Below are 22,374 nucleotides of genomic sequence, written 5' to 3'. Positions count from 1 at the left end.
GTGCGGTGCTTTGCATTTTTGCAAAGCGATGACGCATATTTGTCTATTGTCATGGCAAATCTGCAAAGCTAGGATGCAGGCTGCACCGGTTCGAACCGGTCCCGTATTCACAGGAGACAAACCCCCATGGACGCCACCACCACCCCCTCGACGCAGGTTGCCACCGTCAAGCTGCTCATCGGCGGCAAGTTCGTCGAATCGAAGACCACCGAATGGCGCGACGTCGTCAACCCGGCCACGCAGCAGGTGCTGGCCCGCGTGCCCTTCGCCACGCAAGCCGAGCTCGACGCTGCCGTGGCCTCTGCCAAGGAAGCCTTCAAGACCTGGCGCAAGACGCCCCTGGGCGCGCGCGCGCGCATCTTCCTGAAGCTGCAGCAGCTCATCCGCGAGAACATGGGCGAGCTGGCTGCGATCCTCACGGCCGAGCAGGGCAAGACGCTGCCCGACGCCGAAGGCGACGTGTTCCGCGGCCTCGAAGTGGTCGAGCACGCCTCGAACATCGGCAACCTGCAACTGGGCGAGCTGGCCAACAACGTGGCCAACGGCGTCGACACCTACACGCTGCTGCAGCCGCTGGGCGTGTGCGCCGGCATCACGCCGTTCAACTTCCCGGCCATGATCCCGCTGTGGATGTTCCCGATGGCCATCGTCACCGGCAACACCTTCGTGCTCAAGCCCTCCGAACAAGACCCGATGGTCACGATGCGCCTGTGCGAACTGGCGCTCGAAGCCGGCGTGCCGCCCGGCGTGCTGAACGTGGTGCACGGCGGCGAAGCCGTCGTCAACGGCATCTGCGACCACAAGGACATCAAGGCGATCAGCTTCGTCGGCTCGACCAAGGTCGGCACGCACGTCTACAACCGCGCCACGCTGGCCGGCAAGCGCGCGCAATGCATGATGGGCGCGAAGAACCACGCCATCGTGATGCCCGACGCCAACAAGGAGCAGACGCTCAACGCGCTGGCCGGCGCGAGCTTCGGCGCGGCGGGCCAGCGCTGCATGGCCGTGTCGGTCGCGGTGCTGGTGGGTGAGGCGCGCAACTGGGTGCCCGAGCTCATCGAGAAGGCCAAGACGCTGAAGATCGGCGCGGGCACTGAAAAGGGCGTGGACGTGGGCCCGCTGGTCTCGTGCGCAGCGTACGACCGCGTGAACAGCCTCATCGAACGCGGCGAAGCCGACGGCGCCAAGCTCGTGCTCGACGGCCGCAAGCCCACTGTGCCCGGCTACGAGAAGGGCAACTTCGTCGGCCCGACGATCTTCACCGGCGTGAAGCCCGGCATGACGATCTACGAACAGGAAGTGTTCGGCCCCGTGCTGTGCATTGCCGACGCCGAGACCATCGACGAAGCCATCGACCTGATCAACAGCAACCCGAACGGCAACGGCACGGCGATCTTCACGCAGTCGGGCGCCGCGGCGCGCCGCTTCCAGGAAGACATCGACGTGGGCCAGGTCGGCATCAACGTGCCGATTCCGGTGCCGGTCCCGATGTTCTCGTTCACCGGTTCGCGCGCTTCCAAGCTCGGCGACCTGGGCCCGTACGGCAAGCAGGTCATCATGTTCTACACGCAGACCAAGACCGTGACGGCACGCTGGTTCGACGACAGCACCGTGAGCCAGGGCGTCAACACCACCATCAGCCTCAAGTGAGGCAGGGGCTTCGCGTCGCAGCCTGGGCCGCCGCGGCGGCGCTTGCCCTGCTGGCCGGCGGGGCGCAGGCGGCCGGCTCCGACGAGCCGGTCGACTGCAACCCCAACGGCAACCAGCAGCAGATGAACGACTGCGCGCTGCGCGATTTCCGCGCGGCCGACGCCGAGCTCAACATCCGCTACGGCGAGGTGATGAAGACGCTCTCGCCGCAGATGCGCGTCGCGCTGCGCACCGAGCAGCGGACCTGGCTCAAGGGCCGCGACCCCGGGTGCAAGCGGGCCGCGAAGGCGAACGAAGGCGGCTCGATCTGGCCGCTGGTGTTCAACGCGTGCCTGGAAAAATCGACCCGCAAACGCACCGCCGAACTGGACCTCTGGAAGGGTCGTCAACCATGAATTTCGAACTGTCCGAAGAACAGAACGCCTTTGCGCAGACCGCGCGCGATTTCGCGCAAGCCGAGTTCGCACCGCACGCCGCGCAGTGGGATGCCGAGGCGGTCTTTCCGCGCGAAGCCATCGCCAAGGCCGGCGAGCTGGGCTTTTGCGGCCTGTACGCGCCCGAGCGCATCGGCGGCCTGGGCCTGCCGCGGCTCGACTCGGCGCTGGTGTTCGAGGAAATGGCCGCGGTCGACCCCTCGACCACCGCCTTCATCACGATCCACAACATGGCGACGTGGATGCTCGGCACCTGGGCCACCGATGCGGTGGCCCAGCAGTGGGGCGAAGACCTCACGAGCGGGCGCAAGCTGGCGTCGTACTGCCTGACCGAACCGGGCGCGGGCTCCGACGCGGGGTCGCTGAAGACGCGCGCCGAGCTGCAGGGCGCCGAATACGTCATCAATGGCAACAAGGCCTTCATCTCCGGCGCCGGCTCGACCGACGTGCTGGTGCTCATGGCGCGCACGGGCGGCGCGGGCGCCAGCGGCATCTCGGCCTTCGCGGTGCCGGCCGACGCGCCGGGCGTGAGCTACGGCAAGAAGGAGCACAAGATGGGCTGGAACAGCCAGCCCACGCGCACCATCAACTTCGACAACGTGCGTGTGCCCGCGCAGAACCTGCTGGGCAAGGAGGGCGAGGGCTTTCGCATCGCCATGAAGGGCCTGGACGGCGGACGCATCAACATCGCGACCTGCTCGGTGGGCGCGGCGCAGGGCGCGCTCGACGCAGCGCGCCGCTACCTGCACGAGCGCCAGCAGTTCGGCAAGCCGATCGCGAGCTTCCAGGCACTGCAGTTCAAGCTGGCCGACATGGCGACCGAGCTGGTCGCCGCGCGGCAGATGGTGCGGCTGGCCGCCAGCAAGCTCGACGCGGGCCATGCGGACGCGAGCACCTATTGCGCGATGGCCAAGCGCTTCGCGACCGATGCGGGCTTCAATGTCTGCAACGACGCGCTGCAACTGCATGGCGGCTACGGCTACCTCAGCGAGTTCCCGCTCGAGCGCCTGGTGCGCGACACGCGCGTGCACCAGATCCTCGAAGGCACCAACGAAATCATGCGCGTCATCGTTGCGCGAAAATTGCTGGAAGGCGACAGCGACATCCGCTGACCCCGCCGCACCCAGGACCTGAAAACAATGACCGACAACGTAGTTCTCTTCAACGAAATCAAGACCGCCGGCGGCCAGCGTTTTGCCGTAGCCACGCTCAATGCGCCGGCTTCGCTCAACGCGCTGTCCGTGGACATGGTGCGCCTGCTCACGCCCAAGCTGCGCGAGTGGGCGGCCGACGCCGGCATCGTCGGCGTGCTGCTCGACGCGGCGGGCGAGAAGGCCTTCTGCGCCGGCGGCGACCTGCGCCAGCTGTACCAGACGCTGCTCGACTGCGGCCCCGCGCGCAACACCTACGCCGAAGACTTCTTCCGCGAGGAGTACGAGCTCGACCACCTGATCCACACCTTCCCCAAGCCCTTCCTGTGCTGGGGCCACGGCATCGTGATGGGCGGCGGCGTGGGCCTGCTGGCGGGCGCCTCGCACCGCGTGATGACGCTGCAAAGCCGCATCGCCATGCCCGAGATCAACATCGGCCTGTACCCCGACGTGGGCGGCAGCTGGTTCCTGCGCCGCACGCCGGGCCGCACGGGCCTGTTCCTGGCGCTCACGGCCGCCAACATCAACGCGCACGACACCATCTTCTGCGGCCTGGCCGACGTGCTGGTGCCGCACGAGCGCAAGGGTGCGGTGATCGAGGCCATCGCGTCCACGCAGTGGGCCGGCGGCGACGCCAAGGCCGACCGCGCCACGCTGTCGCGCATCCTGGCCCAGGCGGGCGAGGGCGCCGAAATGCCCGCCTCGAAGGTGCGCGAGCACTACGACACCATCAACGCGCTGATGGCCGGCGACGACCTGCTCGACATCGCCAAGCGCCTGCGTGACGTGCAAAGCGACGACGCCTGGCTGCAGACCGCTTCGAAGACCTTCACCAAGGGCGCGCCGAGCTCCATCGCGCTGAGCTTCGAGCTCTGGCAGCGCGTGCCGCGCATGTCGCTGGCCGAGGTGTTCCGCTTCGAGTACTGGGCCTCGCTGGGCTTCTGCGCGAACAAGGATTTCGCCGAAGGCATCCGCGCCGTGCTGGTCGACAAGGACCGCAACCCGCGCTGGAACCCCGCCACGCTCGAAGAGATCACGCCGGCCTTCGTCGAAGACCACCTGCGTCCGCGCGGCGAGATGCCGGCGGAGCTGGCCTCGCTGACCTGACCGGCCCCATTCCCTGCACAGAACAACGGAGACAAGACACATGAAGATCGCATTCATCGGCCTGGGCAACATGGGCGGCCCGATGGCCCTGAACCTGCACAAGGCAGGCCACACGCTCAGCGCCTTCGACCTCTCGGCCGAAGCCTGCAAGAAGTTCGCCGCCGAAGGCCTGCCGATCGCCAAGTCGGCGGCCGAGACCGTGGCCGGCGCCGAGGTGGTGATCAGCATGCTGCCCGCCAGCGCGCACGTCGAGGGCCTGTTCCTCGGCGGCGCCGGCAAGCCCGGCCTGCTCGACAGCATCCAGGCCGGCACGCTCGTGATCGACAGCAGCACCATCGCCGCCGCCACCTCGCGCAAGGTGGCCGAGGCCGCCGCCGCCAAGGGCGTCGCGATGATCGATGCGCCCGTGTCGGGCGGCACCGGCGGCGCGATTGCCGGCACGCTGACCTTCATGGTCGGCGGCGACACCCAAGACCTGGAGCGCGCGCGCCCGGTGCTCGAGAAGATGGGCGCCAACATCTTCCACGCCGGCGCGGCCGGTGCGGGCCAGACCGCCAAGATCTGCAACAACATGCTGCTCGGCATCCTGATGATCGGTACCTCGGAAGCGCTCGCGCTGGGCGTGGCCAACGGGCTCGACCCGAAGGTGCTGTCCGAAATCATGCGCCGCAGCTCGGGTGGCAACTGGGCGCTCGAGAAGTACAACCCCGTGCCCGGCGTGATGGAAGCCGCCCCTGCCTCGAAGAACTACGCCGGCGGCTTCGGCACCGACCTGATGCTCAAGGACCTGGGCCTGGCGCAGGAAAACGCCACCGCCGTGCGCGCGGCCACGCCGCTGGGCGGCCTGGCGCGCAGCCTGTACGCGGCGCACAGCCTCGCGGGCCACGGCGCGCTCGATTTCTCGAGCGTGCTGAAGCTGGTTCAGAAGGCCGGCTGAACGGCGCGCCGGCCGCGCCGCGCCATCGCGAGCAGCAGGCCGGCCGCCACGAGGTTGGCGCCGATCGCCACGAGGATCGGCAGCAGGTAGCTGCGCGTGAGGTCGAAGGCGAAGCCCGCGGCGCTCGGTCCGATCAGCGTGCCGATGGCCACGCTGGTGTACAGGATGCCGATGATCGCGCCGATGTGGCGTCCGCCGAACCAGTCCATCACCAGCGCGGGCAGCAACGCCACGAAGCCGCCGTAGAACACGCCGTACGCAAAGGCGAACAGGGCCAGCCCCCAGAACCCGCCCGACACGGCCCAAACCACCAGCGACAACGCCATGCCCGCCGACATCAGCGGCAGCGCATGGTCCCGGCCCATGCGGTCGGCCAGCCCGCCCAGGAAGAAGCGGCCCGCCGTGCTGCCCACGCCGATCGCGCCGAGCAGCAGCACCGCCGACGACGCGGCCACGCCGTGGTCGAGCGCGTAGGGCACCAGGTGCACGAAGGGCGCGAACAGGCCGAACGAGCTGATGAGGCAGGCCGCGTACAGCCCCGCGAAACGGCCCGAGCCCACGGCCTCGCGCACCGAGGCACCGGGCGGCAACGCGGTGGGCGCTTGTGCCTGCGGCGGATCGCCATCCGGCCCGAGGCCGCGTGCGCGCGGGTCGTTTTCGACCAGGAGCGCCATGCCCACGCCCACCACGGCCGCGAGCACGCCGAGCGCCAGGTAGGCGTCGCGCCAGCCCAGCGTGTCGATGAGCCACGAGGCCAGCGGCGGCATCGCCAGCGTGCCCACGCCGATGCCGCTCACGGCGAGCCCCGAAGCGAAGCCGCGCTGGCGCACGAACCAGCGCTGCACCGCACCCAGCACCGGCACGTACGAGGCCCCCACGCCGAGGCCGACACCGAGCCCGTAGGCCCAGAAGATCTGCGTCAGGCTGCGCGCCTGCCCCGCGAGCACCAGCCCGAGGCCGACCAGCACCATGCCTGCGACGGCGAGCCGCCGCGCGCCCCAGCGGTCGGCGAGCGGGCCGCTGAACACGCCGAGCCCGAAGTACAGGAAGCCCGCGAGCGAGAACACCAGCGACACCTCGCCGCGCGAGGCGCCGAAGTCGCGCTGCAGCGCATCGAGGAACGCGCTGAAGGTGTAGGCGCAGCCGAAGCCCACGAACATCACGGCGAAGGCGCCGGCGACCACGAGCCAGCCGTGGAAGAAGCGGGGGCGTGGAATGGCAGGGGTGTCGAGTGTCTTCGGAGGGGTCATGGGGCGGTCCGTGGTGGTGGTCGATCTTCAGGCCGTGCACCACCCTGCACTGGCCGGATTCGGACGTGATCCTCCCGCCATCGGACTCGCAGGGCTCACAGCAATTCGATCCCCGGCAGGCTCTTGAAGCAGCTCTCGCGCGTGACGCGCACGAAGTCGTCCAGCCAGGGCCGCGCCGACGTCGCCTGCGTGCAGGCCATGTACAGCCGCCCCGTCAGGCCCCGGGCGCCCACGCGGCGCGCCGTGACGTAGCCGCGGTCGAGGTAATTCTGCACCGCCCACAGCGGCAGCGTGGCCACGCCGCGCCCGCTGGCCACCAGCTGCAGCATCGCCACCGTGAGCTCGGTCGTGCGCCGGTGCGCGGGCTCGACGCCGGCGGGCGCCAGCACCTGGCGCACGATGTCGAGCATCTCGTCGGGCACGGGGTAGGTGATGAGCGTCTGGTCGGCGAAGTGCCGGGCCGTGAGGTGGGGCTTGGCCGTCAGCGCATGGTCGTTGGCCAGCAGCGCGACGATCTCGAAGCGGAACAGCGCGTGGTAGTCGACCGTTTCATCGGGGTCTTCCTCGGAGAGGATCGCCACCTCGGCGCGGTTCTGCATCACCAGCGCGATCGGGTCGGGGTGGAAGCCCGAGACGATGTCCAGCTCGATCTCGGGCCAGCGCTGGCGAAAGGCGTCCATCGCGGGCATCAGCCAGTCGAAGCAGGTGTGGCACTCGACCACGATGCGCAGTTGCCCGCTGCGCCCCAGCGCGAGCCGCGCCACGTCGCGCTCGGCCTCTTCGACGAGCGGCAGCGTGGTGTCGGCCAGCTGGAGCAGCCGCAGCCCCGTGGTGCTGAACTGCGGCGGCACCGACTTGCGCTCGAAGAGCTGGGCGCCGTAGCGCTCTTCGAGCAGCTTGATCTGGTGCGACAGCGCCGACTGCGTGAGGTTGAGCAGCTGCGCCGCGCGCACCAGGCTGCCGGTGTCGCGCAACGCGGCCAGCGTGCGCAGGTGACGGATCTCGAGGATGGACTGCATCATGAAAATGATTCAAGCGAACGGGCAAAAGGTTTCGTTTGAATCATATGCGCCAAACGCCGACCATCACCGGTTTCCAAGACCAGCGACCGGATTACCTGCAATGACCACCCGTACCCACATCCTCGGCTTTCCGCGCATGGGCGCCCACCGGGAACTCAAGTTCGCCCTCGAGAAGCACTGGCGCGGCGAGAGCGACCATGCGGCGCTCGAAGCCGTCGGCGAGGCGCTGCGCGCGCGCCACTGGCAGGCGCAGCGCGATGCGGGGCTCGACTTCGTGACCGTGGGCGACTTCGCCTTCTACGACCACGTGGCCAACCACATCCAGCTGCTGGGCTGCGAGCCGGCGCGCTTCGGCTTCAGCGGCGACGAGCCCGAGCTGTCGCGCTACTTCAAGATGGCGCGCGGCGTGGAAGACGAAGCGGGCCACGTGCACGACGAAAGCTGCGCCCACGGCGCCGAAGGCACCTTCGCGCTCGAGATGACCAAGTGGTTCGACACCAACTACCACTACCTCGTGCCCGAGTTCGATGCGGCCACGCAGTTCAGGCTGGCATCGACGCGCCTGTTCGACGAGGTCGCGCAGGCGCAGCAGGCCGGCCACGCGGTCAAGGCCGTGCTGCTGGGGCCGCTGAGCTTCCTGTACCTGGGCAAGGAGAAGGCGGCCGGCTTCGACCGCTTCTCGCTGCTCGAATCGCTGCTGCCCGTGTACGAGCAGGTGCTCGGGCGGCTCAAGCAGCAGGGCGTGGAGTGGGTGCAGATCGACGAGCCGATCCTGGGCCTCGACCTGCCCGAGGCCTGGCGCAACGCCTTCGAGCGCGTGTACTGGCAGATCGCGCGCAATGCGCCGAAGCTGCTGCTGGCGAGCTACTTCTCGCCGCTGTCTGAGAACCTGCGCCTGGCCTGCCAACTGCCCGTGGCCGGCCTGCACGTCGACGCCGTGCGCGCGCCGCAGGAGCTGACCGGCGTGGCCGACTGGCTGCCGGCGCACAAGGTGCTGTCGGTCGGCGTGGTCGACGGCCGCAACATCTGGCGCACCGATGTCGATGTGGCGCTGGGCAAGCTCAGGCCCGTGGCGGAGAAGCACCAGGGCGAGCTGTGGATCGCGCCGTCGTGCTCGCTGCTGCACGTGCCGTTCAGCCTCGCGGCTGAGACGAAGCTCGACACCGAACTGAAATCATGGCTCGCCTTCGCGATCGAGAAGCTCGATGAGTTGCGCGTGCTGCGTGCGGCTGTCGATGGCGACGAAGCCTCGGTGGCCGCAGATCTCACGGCCGCCCGTGTCGCCGTGGCCGCGCGCCGCGCCAGCCCGCGCGTGCACCGCGCCGACGTGGCGCTGCGCCTGGCGCGCAGCGTGGCCGGCGACGACCGTCGCGTGTCCGCTTTCCCGCAGCGCCAGCAGCTGCAGCGCACGCGCTTTGCACTGCCTGCGCTGCCGACCACCACCATCGGCTCGTTCCCGCAGACCGCCGAGATCCGCGCGGCCCGCGCCGCCTTCAAGCGCGGCGAGCTCGATGCCCCCGGCTATCGCGAGAAGATGCGCGCCGAGATCGCACTGGCCGTGCGCAAGCAGGAAGAACTCGGCATCGACGTGCTGGTGCATGGCGAGGCCGAGCGCAACGACATGGTCGAGTACTTCGGCGAGCAGCTCGACGGCTTTGCCTTCACGGCCAACGGCTGGGTGCAGTCGTACGGCTCGCGCTGCGTGAAGCCGCCGGTGATCTTCGGCGACGTGGCACGCCCGGCGCCGATGACGGTCGAATGGACCGCCTACGCGCAGAGCCTCACGACGCTGCCGATGAAGGGCATGCTGACCGGCCCCGTGACCATCCTGCAGTGGTCCTTCGTGCGCGACGACCAGCCGCGCGCCACCACCTGCGAGCAGATCGCCTGGGCGATCCGCGACGAGGTGAACGACCTCGAGGGCGCGGGCATCGGCATCATCCAGATCGACGAGCCCGCCATCCGCGAAGGCCTGCCATTGCGCCGCGCGGGCTGGCCGGCGTACCTGAAGGCGGCCACGCGCGCCTTCCGCATCAGCGCCTCGGGCGTGCGCGACCAGACGCAGATCCACACCCACATGTGCTATTCGGAGTTCAACGACATCCTGCCGGAGATCGCGGCGATGGACGCCGACGTGATCACCATCGAGACCAGCCGCTCGGACATGGAACTGCTGCGCGGCTTTGGCGGCGAGGGCGGCTTTCGCTATCCGAACGAGATCGGCCCGGGCGTGTACGACATCCATTCGCCGCGCGTGCCCTCGGTCGACGAGATCGTGCGCCTCATGCGCAAGGCCGCGCAGGTGGTGCCGGGCGAGAACCTCTGGATCAACCCCGACTGCGGCCTCAAGACCCGCGGCTGGCCCGAGACCGAGGCGGCGCTGTCGAACATGGTGGCGGCCGCGAAGCTGCTGCGCGGGGAGCTGGCGCAGGCCTGATGAAGGGCGCGGGATCGCGGCGTGCCAATAATGCGGGATGTCCTTGCTGTCCCGCCTGTCGTCGCCCCGTTGCCTCTTGTTGCTGTCGTTGCTTCTCGCCCCCTTGACGGGGTGGACGCAGGACCGCGCGCAGGCCTTGCTCCAGTTCGAGGGCGTGCAGGCGCGCTACCAGAACGCCTATGGCCCCGGCGCCGTGTCGCGCGGCGCGCGCGAGCTGCTGGAACCGCCCGACCTGGCCATCGCCGACAAGGCGCTGCAGTCGCTCGACGTGGCGGCCGGCCGCGCTTTCGACGTGAACGCCTCGGTGGCAGCGATCCGGCAGGACGTGGCGGCGGCCGGGCAGGGCGCCGCGGCGCCGGGCCCGCAGGTGTTGGAGGCCGTGGCGCACCTGGCGAAGCTGCGCGCCGACTACGCCGCGATGGACGAGCCCGCCAAGGTGACCTTCTTCCATCAACAGCACGCGCGGCCGGCCGACCCGGCGCGCGTCGAACTGCTGTCGCGCATGACGGTGGCCGAGGCGCGCGAGATCGATTTCTCGAGCCAGCTGCTCATGAGCGCGGTGGTCAAGCAGCTGGCGCGCGGGAATGCCGGGCAGTTCAGTTCGCTGCCCGACCGCACGCTCGACACCGCGCTCGACTCGCTCTGGTCGCGCGGCGTGACGTCGCCGCGACCGCGCAACCTGATGACCGTGGCGCGCGAGTTCGAAAAGCTGGTCACGCAGGCGCTGCTGCTGGCGTTGCCCGACGCCGACGTGGCCGCCTTGCTCGCCTGGCGCAACGAACCGCAGGCTGGTGCCGAGCGCGAGGCGCTGCTCGGCAGCTACCGCGCCGAGGTCAAGGGCAGCGGCTCGGTCGCGATCCGCACGCTGGTGCGCAGCTGGGGGCGGCCCTGAGACTTGACGAAAGCGCGCCAAAGTTTGCAAACTCGGGGGCGTTTGTACGAAAAAGTTTCACGCGAACCCCGCATGTCGGAAAGTTCCCCGTGATTGTTTCAATTCCGTGAACACTGCGATTCAGAATGACTGGGGTTTACCCTAGGAATTTGGCGCACACTTCAGGGCATCCAAAGCCCGATCAAGAAGGAATTGAAATGAAGACCTCGAACATCCTCGCCGCCGCCGCTCTCTCCCTGCTCGCCGCCGCTGGCGCCGCCCACGCAGAGACCTACGAAGGCGTTCACGCCGTGACCTCCGGCTACAGCCGTGCCGACGTGGCACCGCAAGCCGTGGCCGCTGCCCGTGCCGGCAACGAATACAGCGACGCCGTGTCGGCCAGCGTGGCCCCCGTGCTGGCCTCGTCGGTGGACCGCGCTTCGGTCCGCGCCGAAGCCGTGGCAGCTGCCCACGCTCCCGGCCAGAACCTGCGCCGCGAATCCTTCGCCGGCAGCGTGATCCCCTCGCAGGCACGCAGCTTCACGCGCCAGGCTGGCCTGTGATCGACGGCGGCGCAAGCCGCCTCGGTTAGCAAGACCACCACCCGAAAAGACCGGACCGTGCAACAGCACCGTCCGGTTTTTTTTATGCCTGTTCAGGCGCGGCGATGGTCGCGGTGGCAGTGGCAGTCGGGCGCGTGGTCGTCGACGATGCCCGTGGCCTGCATCCAGGCATAGACGATCACCGGCCCGACGAACTTGAAGCCGCGCTGCTTCAGCGCCTTGGACATCGTTTCGGACAGCGGCGTCTGCGTGGGCACCGTGCCCGTGGTGTTGACGACCGGCTGGCCGCCCGCCAGGCACCAGACGAAATCAGAGAAATCTTCGCCCGCCGCCTGCATGGCCAGGTAGGCCTTGGCGTTGCCGATGGCGGCCTCGATCTTGGCGCGCGAGCGCACGATGCCCGCGTTTTGCATCAGGCGCTCGACGTCGGCCGGCGTGAAGCGCGCCACGGTCTCGGGCACGAAACCCTCGAAGGCCGCGCGAAAGGCATCGCGCTTGCGCAGGATGGTGAGCCACGACAGGCCGGCCTGGAAACCGTCGAGCATCAGCTTTTCCCACAGCGCGCGGCTGTCGCGTTCGGGCACGCCCCATTCGGCGTCGTGGTAGCTGGCCAGCAGCGGATCGGTGCGGGCCCAGGCGCATCGCTGGGGTGAGGAAAGGCTGTCGTCGTGAGGCATGGCTCGGCTATCGTCGGGGAATGTTTTCGGAATGAGGGGGTGACCCTGATGCAGCAGTCTCGTTTTTCATTGTCGGCGCTTTCGCTGGCTCTCATGGCGCTCGCCGTCGCTGTCCCGGCCGGTGCCGAGACCCTCAAGAAGCCCGCGCTCGACCAGCTCGCCGCCGCCTGGAAGGGCGGACGCACGGCGCCCGATTTCAAGGCCTTCCTGGCCCAGGCCGCGCAGGCCCAGCCCGCGCTGCAGCCCAGTGTGGCGGCCTATACCGGCGGCAAGGCACTGGCGGGCGACGACCTCGTCAACATCGCGCGCCTGCTCGGCCTGTACAACCGGCTGCAGAACCAGCAGGCCGTGATCGCCAGCATCGGCACCATGGTGGCCTTGCCCACCGTGCGCAACGTGCAGGTGCCGCCGCACGAGAGCCCGCCGATGGTCGCGTTCGGCCAGCTGGTCGAGAAGATGGCGAAAGATTTCGGGCTGGGCTACCGCAACGTCGACGGCCGCATCTTCGAAGTGAGCCTCAAGGGCCGCGGCAGCGAGGAGTTCGGCATCCTCACGCACGCCGACGTGGTGCCGGCCGTGCTGTCCGAATGGGTGCTCGACGACGGCACGCGCCTCGATCCTTTCGCGATGACGCGCGTGGGCGACTTCCTCTACGGGCGCGGCACCATCGACGACAAGGGCTCCATCGCCGCCGTGCTCTACGCCATGAAGGCCGTGAAGGACAGCGACCTGCCGGTGGAGCGCGGCGTGCGCCTGATGATCGAGACCACCGAGGAAACCGGCGGCGACGCGATGCAGTACTACCGCGACAAGACGCCGCTGCCGGCCTACAACATCGTGCTCGACAGCAAGTACCCCGCGGTCGTGGCCGAGAAGGGCTCGGGCGCGCTCAAGGTGTTCTTCCCCGCGGAAGCGGCCGACCCCGCCGCGACCGCCATCACCGCGATGAGCGGCGCCGCCTCGGCCAATGCCATTCCGCAGACCGCGACCGCCACGCTCAAGGGCGGCGACCTCGCGGCCGTGGCCGCGAAGCTCGAGGCCGCCAAGGCCGCCTTCGTGCGCAAGTACGAAGGCCAGGGCGGCAAGTTCGCCATCGACATCGTGCGCGGCGCCGAGACCGTCGAGCTGAAGGTCACGGGCACCTCGGCCCACGGCTCGCGACCCGAAGAGGGCGTGAACCCCGTGCCGCGCCTGGCGCTGTTCCTGAAGGAGTCCGGCGTGCCGCTGGCCGCCAACCCCTACCTGCGCGCCGTTCAGTACATCGACGCGCTCTACGGCACCGGCTACCTCGGCGAGAAGATGGGGCTGGGCTACCAGGACGACTTCATGGGTCCGCTCACGATGTCGCCCACGCTGGTGCGCATGGGCGCCGACGGCCGCCTCGAGGTGACGGCTAACGTGCGCATGCCGCGCGGCCGCACGCCCGACGAATTGAAGGCGCAGGTGGCGGCCAAGGTCAACGGCTGGGCCACGGCCAGCCAGGTGAAGCTCGAGCTGGCCTACGACCAGGGCAACTGGATGGCGCGCGACCCGAAGGGCGCGTGGCTCTCGACCCTGCTCAACATCTTCGGCGACACCACCGGCCTGGAGGCCAAGCCTGTGCCCACCGCCGGCAGCACCACGGCCAAGCTGATGCCCAACGCCATCAACTTCGGCCCCGCGATGCCCGGCAAGAAGTACACGGCCCACAACGCCAAGGAATACAAGGAAGTGCCCGACCTCGACGCCGACATGCAGATGTTCACCGAGATGCTGGTGCGCATCGGCAACCTGCAGCAGATGCAGTAGCGGCCGGCGGGCGTGGGGCACCGAGTTCGCCGCGGCCTGCGCCATGCATGAGCCGGACGGCTAGGCTGAAATTTGCTCCTACGCAAGCAGACCATCGAATGAAACGCAGCGAGTGCAAAAAAAAGGGGGGGGTAGGAATGGGAGGAGTCTGGGGACTATTGGGGCCTGAGCAGCTTCCGATTTCTCGTCGCACCCGAAGCCTGGGGCTCGCTGCGACCATTCGACGGTTCAATGAACTTGCCGTTCCCGGCATGGGCGGTGTCTGGTACGGCAAGCGCTTCTTGCTCGCGACCCTGGGCATCGTGGTGGCGGAACGCCTGCGGCAACGCGGGGACAAGGTGCAGAACATCGAGGTCGCCAATGCCGTCGAGGCGTTGGCGTGCTGCCTAGCTTTCAAGGGCCAGGGGTGGCAGTCCGATGCCCGGCTGCGAGGCCGCACCAAGCTGCAGGGGCAGACCACCGATCTCTCTTTCAAGAAAGTCGGGCGGCGTGGCTTCTACGTGAGCCAGCCCATGCGCATGGCGGCGGTGCGGGCATTGCCCGCGCTGGGATTCGCCGAGAACGGCACGACACGGTTCAACGCCTTTCGCGCTTCGGAGGAAGGAGAGGCGTTCGTCGAAGATGCGTGCCGGCCTTACTCGCCTTACAACCGGTCCGTTGTCGATCATCTCGTGAAGTGGGTGCGTGGAGAGGAAAACCGCACCGATACGGCCTCTTTGAGCGAGGCGTTGTCGCCCTTGCTGGCGTTGTCGGGCTCCGCCTGCACGCAGATCCGGGCACGGCTCGAACTGGGTGGAAAGAACGAGGAGCTCGACAGTCGCCTGCGCCGGCGCAGCGCATTGAACTGGGTCGCCAGCCTCGACGCCGACCCGGCGACGGATTGGGGCAGGCCGGCTGAGATTTCGGACGACAGGCATTGGCACGACCTGCGGGCAGGCGCCGCGTTCTTTGCCGTTCGGGATGCCGCCATCTCGACGCTCAATGCCGTGGAGGGGGCTATGGGCGCCGAAGGACGGCCGACCTCCGTCGATGACGCGGCGCGACGCACGGAGCATTCCATCGATGCGCTGCGGCGGGCAACGGACCGGTTCCTCGAGCTCGGGCATCGAGACGCGGAAGCCCTCGACTTCTCTCGTTTGTGCGCGGCCGACAGTCCGGCGCAGGTTCTCCGGGGCCTGGTTGAACGCGACGGCAGGGTACTTCGCCTGGCCGGCAGCGAGATCCAAGCGGCAGGCGCGGCATTTCGCGGAACGACCGTCGAAGAGTCCTCGCAGGCGGACGAAGACGACGATGGCCCGACGGGCGACGTGCGCGTTCCCTCCGGCATCTCTTACCGCGTGCGCAACCTGTACCTGCTGAACCTCGACATGCAAGGTCGTCTCGGCGAGTGGCTTCAAAGGAACCGATCGGAGGCGGCACATGAGCAGTGATCGGGGCCGCTTGAGCCTTCCTTCGCTGGCTCGGCATTTCGATGCGCCCGAAGGCTACGTCGGCCACTTTGGCTGGATCTGCGGGTATTCGGCCGACGCCCCGTTCCTGAACGACGCAGCCGAACGGTTCACGACGCTCTCCAAGGACCAGCGCGCCAGCCAGGGGCATATCGCGCTGGCGCTGATCGTCGACCCCGGCAATACGCCGATCACCTTCATCGACGCGCCAGGCATCGCTCATCTGGCGATCCTGGAGGCGCGGAACAAGCCCTTTCGGCTGCTGCATGCCAAGGTCGCGCTGCTGGGCTATCGTCACCTGGAGCAGCGTGATCGCTGGCGTCTGCGACTGGTCGTCGCGACGGGAAATTGGACACGCCAGACCCTCGAGGAAAGCCTCGATCTGGCGTGGCGCGTCGAGGTCGACAGCGATGCGTTGGCGGGTCCCACGGCCGACGATCGTCGGGCGTGCGCGGACATCGCTGCCGGCCAAGGGCTGCTGGATGCAATCCGGGCGTGGTTCGACACCCGGCTGCTCGATGCATCGCCATCGGGTTCCGCGCATGTGCAACTGCTCGATGCCTGGATGGCGCAGTGCGCGACGGCGGCTGCCGGCGAACCGAGGTTCTTCGACAACAGGCGTGCCTCCTTGTTGAGCCAACTGCCGACCAAGGTGAGGGCCGAAAGCGAATTCGGCGCCCGGAACTATCTGGCGATGGGCTCCGGCTTCTACGAATCGGGGACGCGCCCATCGGAAGCGCCTTCGGTGCCCATCGCGGCGATCCGTGCACTGAAGGAGGCCTCGCTGCTTACCCGGACGGCGGAGGTGGATCTCTTCGTCAATCGGCTGGCGTGCCAGGCGGTGGCGTCCTCGGTACAGGCCCTGAACAACCAAGGCGTGAACGTGAGGCCGGCCGTGGCACCGGAGCCGCTGTTCGGCGACAACAGCGGGCGTACGCTGCACGCCAAGTTCCTGTTCAGTGCGAAGTACGCTAGCAACGCGCCCCGATGCAATGGCGCCTGGATCTACCTGGGCTCGGGCAATCTCACGGGGCCCGGGTTCGCGAACGCGATGAACCCTTCATCGGGAAATCTCGAGGCCGGCGTCGTCTTCGCGCCTGGTCCTCTGTATTGGAAAGCGGACCGGGGCATCGAAGCCCATCAGGTCGTCGGCAATCTGCTGCCGATCCAATGGACCGAGACCTTCGATGGCTCCACGGTCCTGTCTGCCGGCGATCCCTTCGAACGACCCGAGACCTTGCATACGGCGCCGCCGGTGGCCTGGCTCGCGTGGTGCGAGACGGGCAATGGCGGATCTCTTTCGCTGCCCACCGAAGTGCTGGACCACGCACTGGCCTTCCAGGTGCTGACACCCGAAGGCATCCCAAGCGTCGTGAGCGGGGACGCCATTTCGTGGATGGGGCGCCGCCCTCGGGTCGTGCGTTGCCGGTGGAATGCCGATGGCACGCAGAAAGAGGCGGACATCCCCGTGATCGACGAGTTCGGACGTATCGCGGCGGCCAAGCTGGCGCCTCTGGGGATCGATGAGGGCTGGTGGCAATTGGAGGACTTTCCGGTGGTACCGAGCGAGGAGGCCTCCAGTGATGACCCCGATTCGCGGGACGACCACCCGGCCGAGCCGGGCGGGGAAAGCGGCCGCACGTTGGTGTCGAGCTACTCGATCTGCCAGATGATGGAGCTGATCGAGAACATCGCCGAAAAACAGACGGCCATCGACAGGCGCGATTGGGAGCCGTGGTGCCGACGGCTCGAACAGACGCTGATTCGCATGAAGGACAGCGGACCGGTGGCCTACTTCCAGATGCAGCAGGCGCCGAGATTGAATCCCTTGAGTCCTCTGAGGGTCGCTCCCTTTCGCCCGGCTTTTGCCGAAACCGCCGACACGCCTGAAGGGCGGCTCTACGAGGAGGTGCTCAAGCGTATCGAGGCCATCTGGGGCGTCGAAGACATGGAACTCATGGGAGCGCTGCAATGAACCGTTCGTTTGCAGGCTGGCAGGCAGTCGGGCGCAACCTGCAGGAGATCGCCGGCGGCCACGCCATCGAACTCAACGCGGGGCAGCGCGACAGCCTCGTTGCAATCGCCGAACGCCTGCCCGGCAACGGTGTGCTCATCGCGGACGAGGTCGGACTGGGCAAGACGCGCATCGCCGCGGCCGTCGCGCGTGGCGTGATCGACGCTGGAGGACGCGTCGCAATCATCGTTCCGCCGGTGCTGGGCTACCAGTGGCGCGAGGAACTGCAGCGCAAGGCGCACATCGAGAACACGCCCCTGATCATTCGAAGCCTGGACGCGTACCTGGATGCATGGAAGCAAGGGGCCGGCGCAGAGGAACCCTGGGGAGATCACCCGGCGTTGCTGATCTCGCATGCCTTTTGCAACTGGTCGATCAAGAGTAATACCAAGACCAACTGGAAGTGGGCACTGCTGCCGGCCACGCTGGCCCTGGCCCGCGCGCGCAGCGCGGGAAGCGGCCGCCTTCCGCGTGGCTACTGGGCCGGCGGGAAGATGGACGACGACCGCATCGCCGCCGCGGCGCAGTGGATTTTTCGGAATGCGGACGAGGCCTTGCTGGATGCATTGGCCTCCAGCCCCGAGTTGAACCGCTGGGGCAGCGAGTCGCCGTTGTTCGACCCCGGCAACTACCTCAAGCGCACGGTATTCAGGAGCGCGCTCGAACAGGTGGTGGGCCTCGGGCTCGGGCGCTTCGATCTCGTGATCGTCGACGAGGCGCACAAGAGCCGGGGCGAGGAAAGCAATCTCAACCGCTTGCTGGACTTCGTCGTGCAGCCCGCCGCCGACGCGCGGCGGCTTGCCATGACGGCAACGCCGATCGAACTGGACGCGCAGCAATGGACCTCCACGCTCCAGCGCCTGGGCACGGATCTGCCCGATGCCCCGCGGGTGATCGGAGCCTATGCGGCCGCGGTCAAGCAGGTGCGCGCCAGCCCCACCGATCCGGAAACGCGTGCTGCCTTCGGCAAGGCGGCCCAGAGCTTCAAGAACACCTTCGGTGCGGTCCTGGTGCGTCGAGACAAGCGAGACGACCCCTGGGTCAGGCGCTTCGCCGAGCTGTCGGGCGAGAGCCATCATGCCTACAGGCGCGAGCGAGCCATCGCGATCGACGCGGCAAGCCTGCCGCCGGCGTGGCGGCAGGCGGTCTGTGCCGCCGAAGCCCTGTCGTTCGCGACGCGGGGCAGCGACGACGCGGTCGCCAAGCGCTTGCGACTGACGCTGGGCAATGGACATGGAATCGCCGCACTGATCGATCAACTGCTGCAGGATGCCGAGGAAGACAAGGCCCAGGCCGAGGCGGATGGTGCCGGCTCGGTCGAAACCGCGGATCCCGTGATTGCAGCACCCAGGAACAAACGGGAGCAGCGTGCCGACTGGTGGAAGCAAAGGATGGCCGAGGCGTTCCGGGAGGGGGCGACGCCGTCGAGCGATGCGGCCCTCTACGAGCATCCGGCCATCGCGGCGGCCATCGAGGCGATCGAAGCCACCTGCGGACCTGCTGCCAACGAGAAGGTGCTGGTCTTCGGTCGATTCACGCGGCCGATGCGTTCGCTGGTCCGGCTGCTCAATGCCCGCGCGTTGCTGCGCAGCCTCGACAGCGGCGTGCTCTGGCCGCAGGAGAAGCTGGCCGATACCGAGCGGGCCGCGGTGCTCGCTGCGCTGCGCCAATCGGGTCGGCGCGATTCGCTGGATGACATCGACAGTCGACTGAAAACCCAATACGCGGCGCTGGAGCAGCAGCGGGAAAAATTCAGGACCCATCTGGTGGCGTCGATCGCGCAGGGGTTCGGATCGATGGAGGTCGGACATCGGATCCGGTCGATCTACGAGGCATTTGCAGAACGCGTGGAACACGAGGCCGGACGCGAGGCCCCCCTTCATGCGGGTGTGCTGGCGCTGGTGGCGCGCGCGATCCAGGACCTCATGGGGCACGGCGATGCCGCCGTGGATGCGGGGCGTATCGCGGCAGCCTTCGTTGAGCTGGTCGACGCTGCCAGCGACCAGGAAGACCGCTCCGATGCGGAAGGCCAGGGCGGGCAGGCGCAGGCAGTGCAACGATGGGAAGCGCTCGAAGAGCGGCTGAGAGGCGAGTTCAATTTGGCGGAGGGTGCTTTCGCACGCCTGATGCACGGAGACACCCGACCCCATACGCGCCGGATGCTCCAGCTCGCATTCAATCGCGAGCACAGCCACCCGAAGGTGCTCGTGGTCCAGTCGGTCGTGGGTCGCGAGGGGCTGAACCTTCACACCGCGTGCCGGACGGTCGTCCTGCTTCATCCGGAGTGGAATCCAGGTGTCGTGGAGCAACAGATCGGCCGCGTGGACCGCATCGGGAGCCTATGGCAGTCGAAGTTCCAGGCATGGGAAAAGGCCGGCCCCGATCTGGCCGGCGACGGACCGCCTCGCATCGAGATCCGGCCCGTGGTTTTCAAGGGAAGCTACGACGAGGAGAACTGGCGGGTATTGCGCGAGCGTTGGGAGGAGCTGAGGGCACAGCTTCACGGCGTCGTGGTCAACGAGCACGCGAGCGACGAACTCATGCGACAGCTGGCGCGAGAGATCAATGCCTTGGCGCCGGATTTCTCCCCTGCGCCGGTCCAGGCCGCTCGTTGATCGAAGCGACCGAGTCGCCCTGCCACCGCACGGCGAAGCCCCGATCCTCGACCCGCCGTCGAGGATCGGGCAGGCCGCCAGATGGTCGTCCAGACCCAGGTCCGCGAGCCACTCAAGCACGCGCTTTGTCGCCTGCAGTTCCTGGATGCGCGAGTTGAGCGCTTCGCTGCGGCTCAGTGTGAGCTGCGTGACCTCGGCGCACGCGCGTTCTTCGTCGCGCGATAGCGCCACCAGCCGCTGCGAGACGTTGGCGCGCGAGCGCGACCTCAAGGTCGAACAACGGATCGGTGTCGGGGTAGAAGGACGATGGAAGGGGGGCGAGGGCCCATGCGGCCTCCTGTGAAAGAGGCCCGAAGTCTTCGGTCTCGCACGGTGCCAAGATCAAGCCGCAGCGCGGCTTGATCTTGCGGCGCGTGGGCCTATCGCACGCCGTGCGCCTGCAGCACCGCCTTCAGCCGCCGCACCTCGTTCTGCAGGTCGAGGATCAGCGCGGCGGCGTCCAGGTTCACGCCGAAGTCGCGTTCGAGCCGGCGCGCTTCGAGCGCATGTTGCAGGTCGGTGCTGGAGAACTCCCAGCGCTCGGGCGGTGCGTCGGTCGTGGTGACCTGCACGATGCCCACCTCGACCAGCTGCACGACCCAGGCGGTGTCGGCGCCGCAGGCGTGCGCCAGTTCGTTCGCGGCCAGCGGGTGCGAGACGCCGATGGCCGTGGTGGTGGTCACGGAAGAAAAGTTCGCCATGCTCAGACTCCCAGGTGCTGGCGGGGGTTGAACGAGGAGGTCGCCTGCGCGAGTTGTGCGTAGGCGTTGCGTGCGGCCTCGCTGTCGGCGGGCGGCAGTGCGATCTCGAGCAGCAGGTACAGGTCGCCGGGCGTCTTGCCCGCGAAGCCGCGACCCTTGAGCCGCAGCTTCATGCCGCCGCGTGCGTTGGGCGGCACGGTGACCTCGACCACGCCGCCGGTGGGCGTGGGCACCTGCACCTGCGCGCCCAGCGCGGCTTCGGCGGGGGTGACGGGCAGCGTCATGTACAGGTCGCGCTCTTCCACGCGGTACAGCTTGTGCGGCGCGATGCGCACCTCGAGGTACAGGTCGCCGGCCGGCTCGCCGCCGTGGCCGGGCATGCCTTGCCCCGCGAGGCGGATGAACTGGCCGGGGTGCACACCGGGCGGGATCTTCACGGCGAGCGTGCGGTTCTCCCACTGCGGGTGGCCCTGCGCGTCGAGCGACTGGGCGCGCAGCGTGAGCTCGCGCTCGGCGCCGTTCAGCGCGTCTTCGAGCGTGATCTCGATGGCCGCATGGTGGTCTTCGCCGCGCGCGCGGTAGTTCTGGCGCGTGGCGCCGCGCCGCTCGGCGTCGCCGAACATCGAGGAGAAGAACTCGCTGAAGTCGGCGTGGTCGGCCGGGCCCTGGCGCGGGCCGCGGTGAAACTCGTAGCCGGTGTCCCAGCCGGGCGGCGGCTCGAAGCTGCCGTCGGGGCGGCCGCCGCGCGCGACACGGTCGGCCAGCGCGTCGTAGGCGGCGCGCTTGTCCTTGTCGCCGAGCACGTCCTTGGCCTCGTTGATGTCGCGCATGCGCTGCTCGGCGTCAGGCTCCTTGCTGACGTCGGGGTGGTACTTGCGGGCGAGCTTGCGGTAGGCCTTGCGCACCTCGTCGTCGGACGCGGTACGTTCGACGCCCAGTGCGCTGTAGTAGTCCTTGAATTCCATGGTAGGTGGTGATTCCTTTCAGGACGGCGTACAGATCAACCGGGAGCCAGGTCAGGCCAGGGCTGCTCCGCCGTCGGCTTGCCGCTGTTGCAGCGGCGTCACGGCCCATGTGGGGCCGGCACGTGTGAAGCGCAAGGGTTGCGCGTTGCCGAAGATGCTCGCATCGACCGCCACGCCCAGCAGCGCGGCCAGCGCATAGAGGGTGCCGCCGTGCGCCACCACCAGCACCGGCGCGGGCTGCGCGGCGAGGGCGGCGGCCAGCGCCTGGCGCTTGCGGTCGACGAACTGCGCCAGCGTCTCGCCGCCCTCGGGCTCGCAAGCCCAGTCGATGTTCGCCGACGAGGTGCCGATGAGCGCGCCGAAGTTGCGCTCGCGCAGGTTTTCGTGCGCGCTGGGCACGAGGCCCAGGGCGCGCGCCACGGTGTGGGCGGTGTCGAAGGCACGGCGCGCGTCGCTGCACACGATGGCGCCGATCGGCTCGCCGGCCAGCAGCTCGGCCGCCTGCACCGCCTGCTGCTCGCCGAGCGCGCTCAGGGGCTCGTCGGGCGCCTGGAAGACGCGCAGCGCGTTGCGCCCGGTCTGGCCGTGGCGCAGGAAGTAGAAGTGATCGCAGGCCGGGGCGAGCGGCTGCTCGGCGGCCAGGCGGTTCAGCAGGTCGATGCCCGTGGCGGCGTGGGCGGGAAAAGGAACGGGGCTCGAGGACAT

18 protein-coding genes are annotated in these 22,374 nt (G+C 68.4%); 12 read left to right on the top strand and 6 right to left on the bottom strand.

Features of this window, described 5'->3' with window-relative positions:
* The first annotated feature begins 126 nt into the window (after positions 1-126).
* The 5 genes from VHAB30_RS13500 to mmsB are packed head-to-tail and all read left to right on the top strand — an operon-like array spanning position 127 to position 5,279.
* Complete coding sequence (locus VHAB30_RS13500) at positions 127-1,650, top strand: CoA-acylating methylmalonate-semialdehyde dehydrogenase (RefSeq protein WP_070059334.1); 1,524 nt, start codon at positions 127-129, stop codon at positions 1,648-1,650.
* On the top strand, positions 1,647-2,045 hold the full coding sequence (locus VHAB30_RS13495) for a lysozyme inhibitor LprI family protein (RefSeq protein ID WP_070059333.1): 399 nt from the start codon (positions 1,647-1,649) through the stop codon (positions 2,043-2,045). The genes VHAB30_RS13500 and VHAB30_RS13495 overlap by 4 nt, the downstream gene beginning before the upstream one ends.
* Positions 2,042-3,196 (top strand): acyl-CoA dehydrogenase family protein, encoded by a 1,155-nt coding sequence (locus VHAB30_RS13490; protein WP_070059332.1) that lies wholly within the window; start codon positions 2,042-2,044, stop codon positions 3,194-3,196. Before VHAB30_RS13495 ends, VHAB30_RS13490 begins: the two co-directional genes overlap by 4 nt.
* 27 nt (positions 3,197-3,223) lie before the next feature.
* Entirely contained in the window at positions 3,224-4,342 is a 1,119-nt protein-coding gene (locus tag VHAB30_RS13485; RefSeq protein WP_159277358.1) for an enoyl-CoA hydratase/isomerase family protein, read from the top strand.
* Positions 4,343-4,382: 40 nt separating this feature from the next.
* Positions 4,383-5,279, top strand: a complete 897-nt coding sequence (gene mmsB, locus VHAB30_RS13480) for a 3-hydroxyisobutyrate dehydrogenase (RefSeq protein WP_062476455.1) — start codon at positions 4,383-4,385, stop codon at positions 5,277-5,279.
* Here the strand turns inward: mmsB and VHAB30_RS13475 are convergent.
* A complete protein-coding gene (locus tag VHAB30_RS13475; RefSeq protein ID WP_159277357.1) occupies positions 5,264-6,529 on the bottom strand; it encodes an MFS transporter in 1,266 nt (421 codons plus the stop codon). The two genes, mmsB and VHAB30_RS13475, sit on opposite strands and share 16 nt — an antisense overlap.
* A 95-nt stretch (positions 6,530-6,624) precedes the next feature.
* Complete coding sequence (locus VHAB30_RS13470) at positions 6,625-7,551, bottom strand: LysR family transcriptional regulator (protein WP_159277356.1); 927 nt, start codon at positions 7,549-7,551, stop codon at positions 6,625-6,627.
* 100 nt (positions 7,552-7,651) lie between these two features.
* Here VHAB30_RS13470 and metE point away from each other — a divergent pair, with 100 nt between their 5' ends.
* The 3 genes from metE to VHAB30_RS13455 all read left to right on the top strand — a co-directional run bounded on the left by metE (position 7,652) and on the right by VHAB30_RS13455 (position 11,422).
* A complete protein-coding gene (gene metE, locus VHAB30_RS13465) occupies positions 7,652-9,988 on the top strand; it encodes a 5-methyltetrahydropteroyltriglutamate--homocysteine S-methyltransferase (protein ID WP_159277355.1) in 2,337 nt (778 codons plus the stop codon).
* A gap of 37 nt (positions 9,989-10,025) precedes the next feature.
* Entirely contained in the window at positions 10,026-10,880 is an 855-nt protein-coding gene (locus tag VHAB30_RS13460) for a hypothetical protein (RefSeq protein WP_159277354.1), read from the top strand.
* Between the two features lie 197 nt (positions 10,881-11,077).
* Complete coding sequence (locus VHAB30_RS13455) at positions 11,078-11,422, top strand: hypothetical protein (protein WP_062481853.1); 345 nt, start codon at positions 11,078-11,080, stop codon at positions 11,420-11,422.
* Positions 11,423-11,514: 92 nt separating this feature from the next.
* Here VHAB30_RS13455 and VHAB30_RS13450 read toward each other — a convergent pair whose 3' ends face one another.
* Complete coding sequence (locus tag VHAB30_RS13450) at positions 11,515-12,099, bottom strand: DNA-3-methyladenine glycosylase I (RefSeq protein WP_159277353.1); 585 nt, start codon at positions 12,097-12,099, stop codon at positions 11,515-11,517.
* 48 nt (positions 12,100-12,147) lie between these two features.
* Here VHAB30_RS13450 and VHAB30_RS13445 point away from each other — a divergent pair, with 48 nt between their 5' ends.
* The 4 genes from VHAB30_RS13445 (at position 12,148) to VHAB30_RS13430 (ending at position 19,964) form a co-directional block, all read left to right on the top strand.
* Positions 12,148-13,887 carry a dipeptidase gene (locus VHAB30_RS13445; RefSeq protein ID WP_390903980.1) on the top strand — a complete coding sequence of 580 codons (1,740 nt, stop codon included), beginning with the start codon at positions 12,148-12,150 and terminating at the stop codon, positions 13,885-13,887.
* Positions 13,888-13,985: 98 nt separating this feature from the next.
* Positions 13,986-15,317, top strand: a complete 1,332-nt coding sequence (locus VHAB30_RS13440; RefSeq protein ID WP_159277352.1) for a hypothetical protein — start codon at positions 13,986-13,988, stop codon at positions 15,315-15,317.
* On the top strand, positions 15,307-17,310 hold the full coding sequence (locus tag VHAB30_RS13435; RefSeq protein ID WP_159277351.1) for a phospholipase D-like domain-containing protein: 2,004 nt from the start codon (positions 15,307-15,309) through the stop codon (positions 17,308-17,310). The genes VHAB30_RS13440 and VHAB30_RS13435 overlap by 11 nt, the downstream gene beginning before the upstream one ends.
* Positions 17,307-19,964, top strand: coding sequence for a DEAD/DEAH box helicase (locus tag VHAB30_RS13430; protein WP_159277350.1), 2,658 nt, complete (start codon positions 17,307-17,309; stop codon positions 19,962-19,964). Before VHAB30_RS13435 ends, VHAB30_RS13430 begins: the two co-directional genes overlap by 4 nt.
* 419 nt (positions 19,965-20,383) lie before the next feature.
* On the opposite strand, the gene VHAB30_RS13425 is transcribed toward VHAB30_RS13430, so the two are convergent.
* Genes VHAB30_RS13425 through VHAB30_RS13415 form a run of 3 tightly spaced genes read right to left on the bottom strand, consistent with a single transcriptional unit; the run spans position 20,384 to position 22,374 of the window.
* Positions 20,384-20,704, bottom strand: a complete 321-nt coding sequence (locus VHAB30_RS13425; protein ID WP_159277349.1) for a chaperone modulator CbpM — start codon at positions 20,702-20,704, stop codon at positions 20,384-20,386.
* A 2-nt stretch (positions 20,705-20,706) separates the two neighbouring features.
* Complete coding sequence (locus VHAB30_RS13420) at positions 20,707-21,669, bottom strand: DnaJ C-terminal domain-containing protein (protein WP_159277348.1); 963 nt, start codon at positions 21,667-21,669, stop codon at positions 20,707-20,709.
* A gap of 51 nt (positions 21,670-21,720) precedes the next feature.
* Positions 21,721-22,374 (bottom strand): histidine phosphatase family protein, encoded by a 654-nt coding sequence (locus VHAB30_RS13415; protein WP_159277347.1) that lies wholly within the window; start codon positions 22,372-22,374, stop codon positions 21,721-21,723.

Source organism: Variovorax boronicumulans (genome assembly GCF_009811375.1).
Lineage (GTDB): Bacteria > Pseudomonadota > Gammaproteobacteria > Burkholderiales > Burkholderiaceae_C > Variovorax > Variovorax boronicumulans.
The sequence above is the reverse complement of the archived record's forward strand: the minus strand, read 5'-3'. Positions and strand labels throughout refer to the sequence as shown.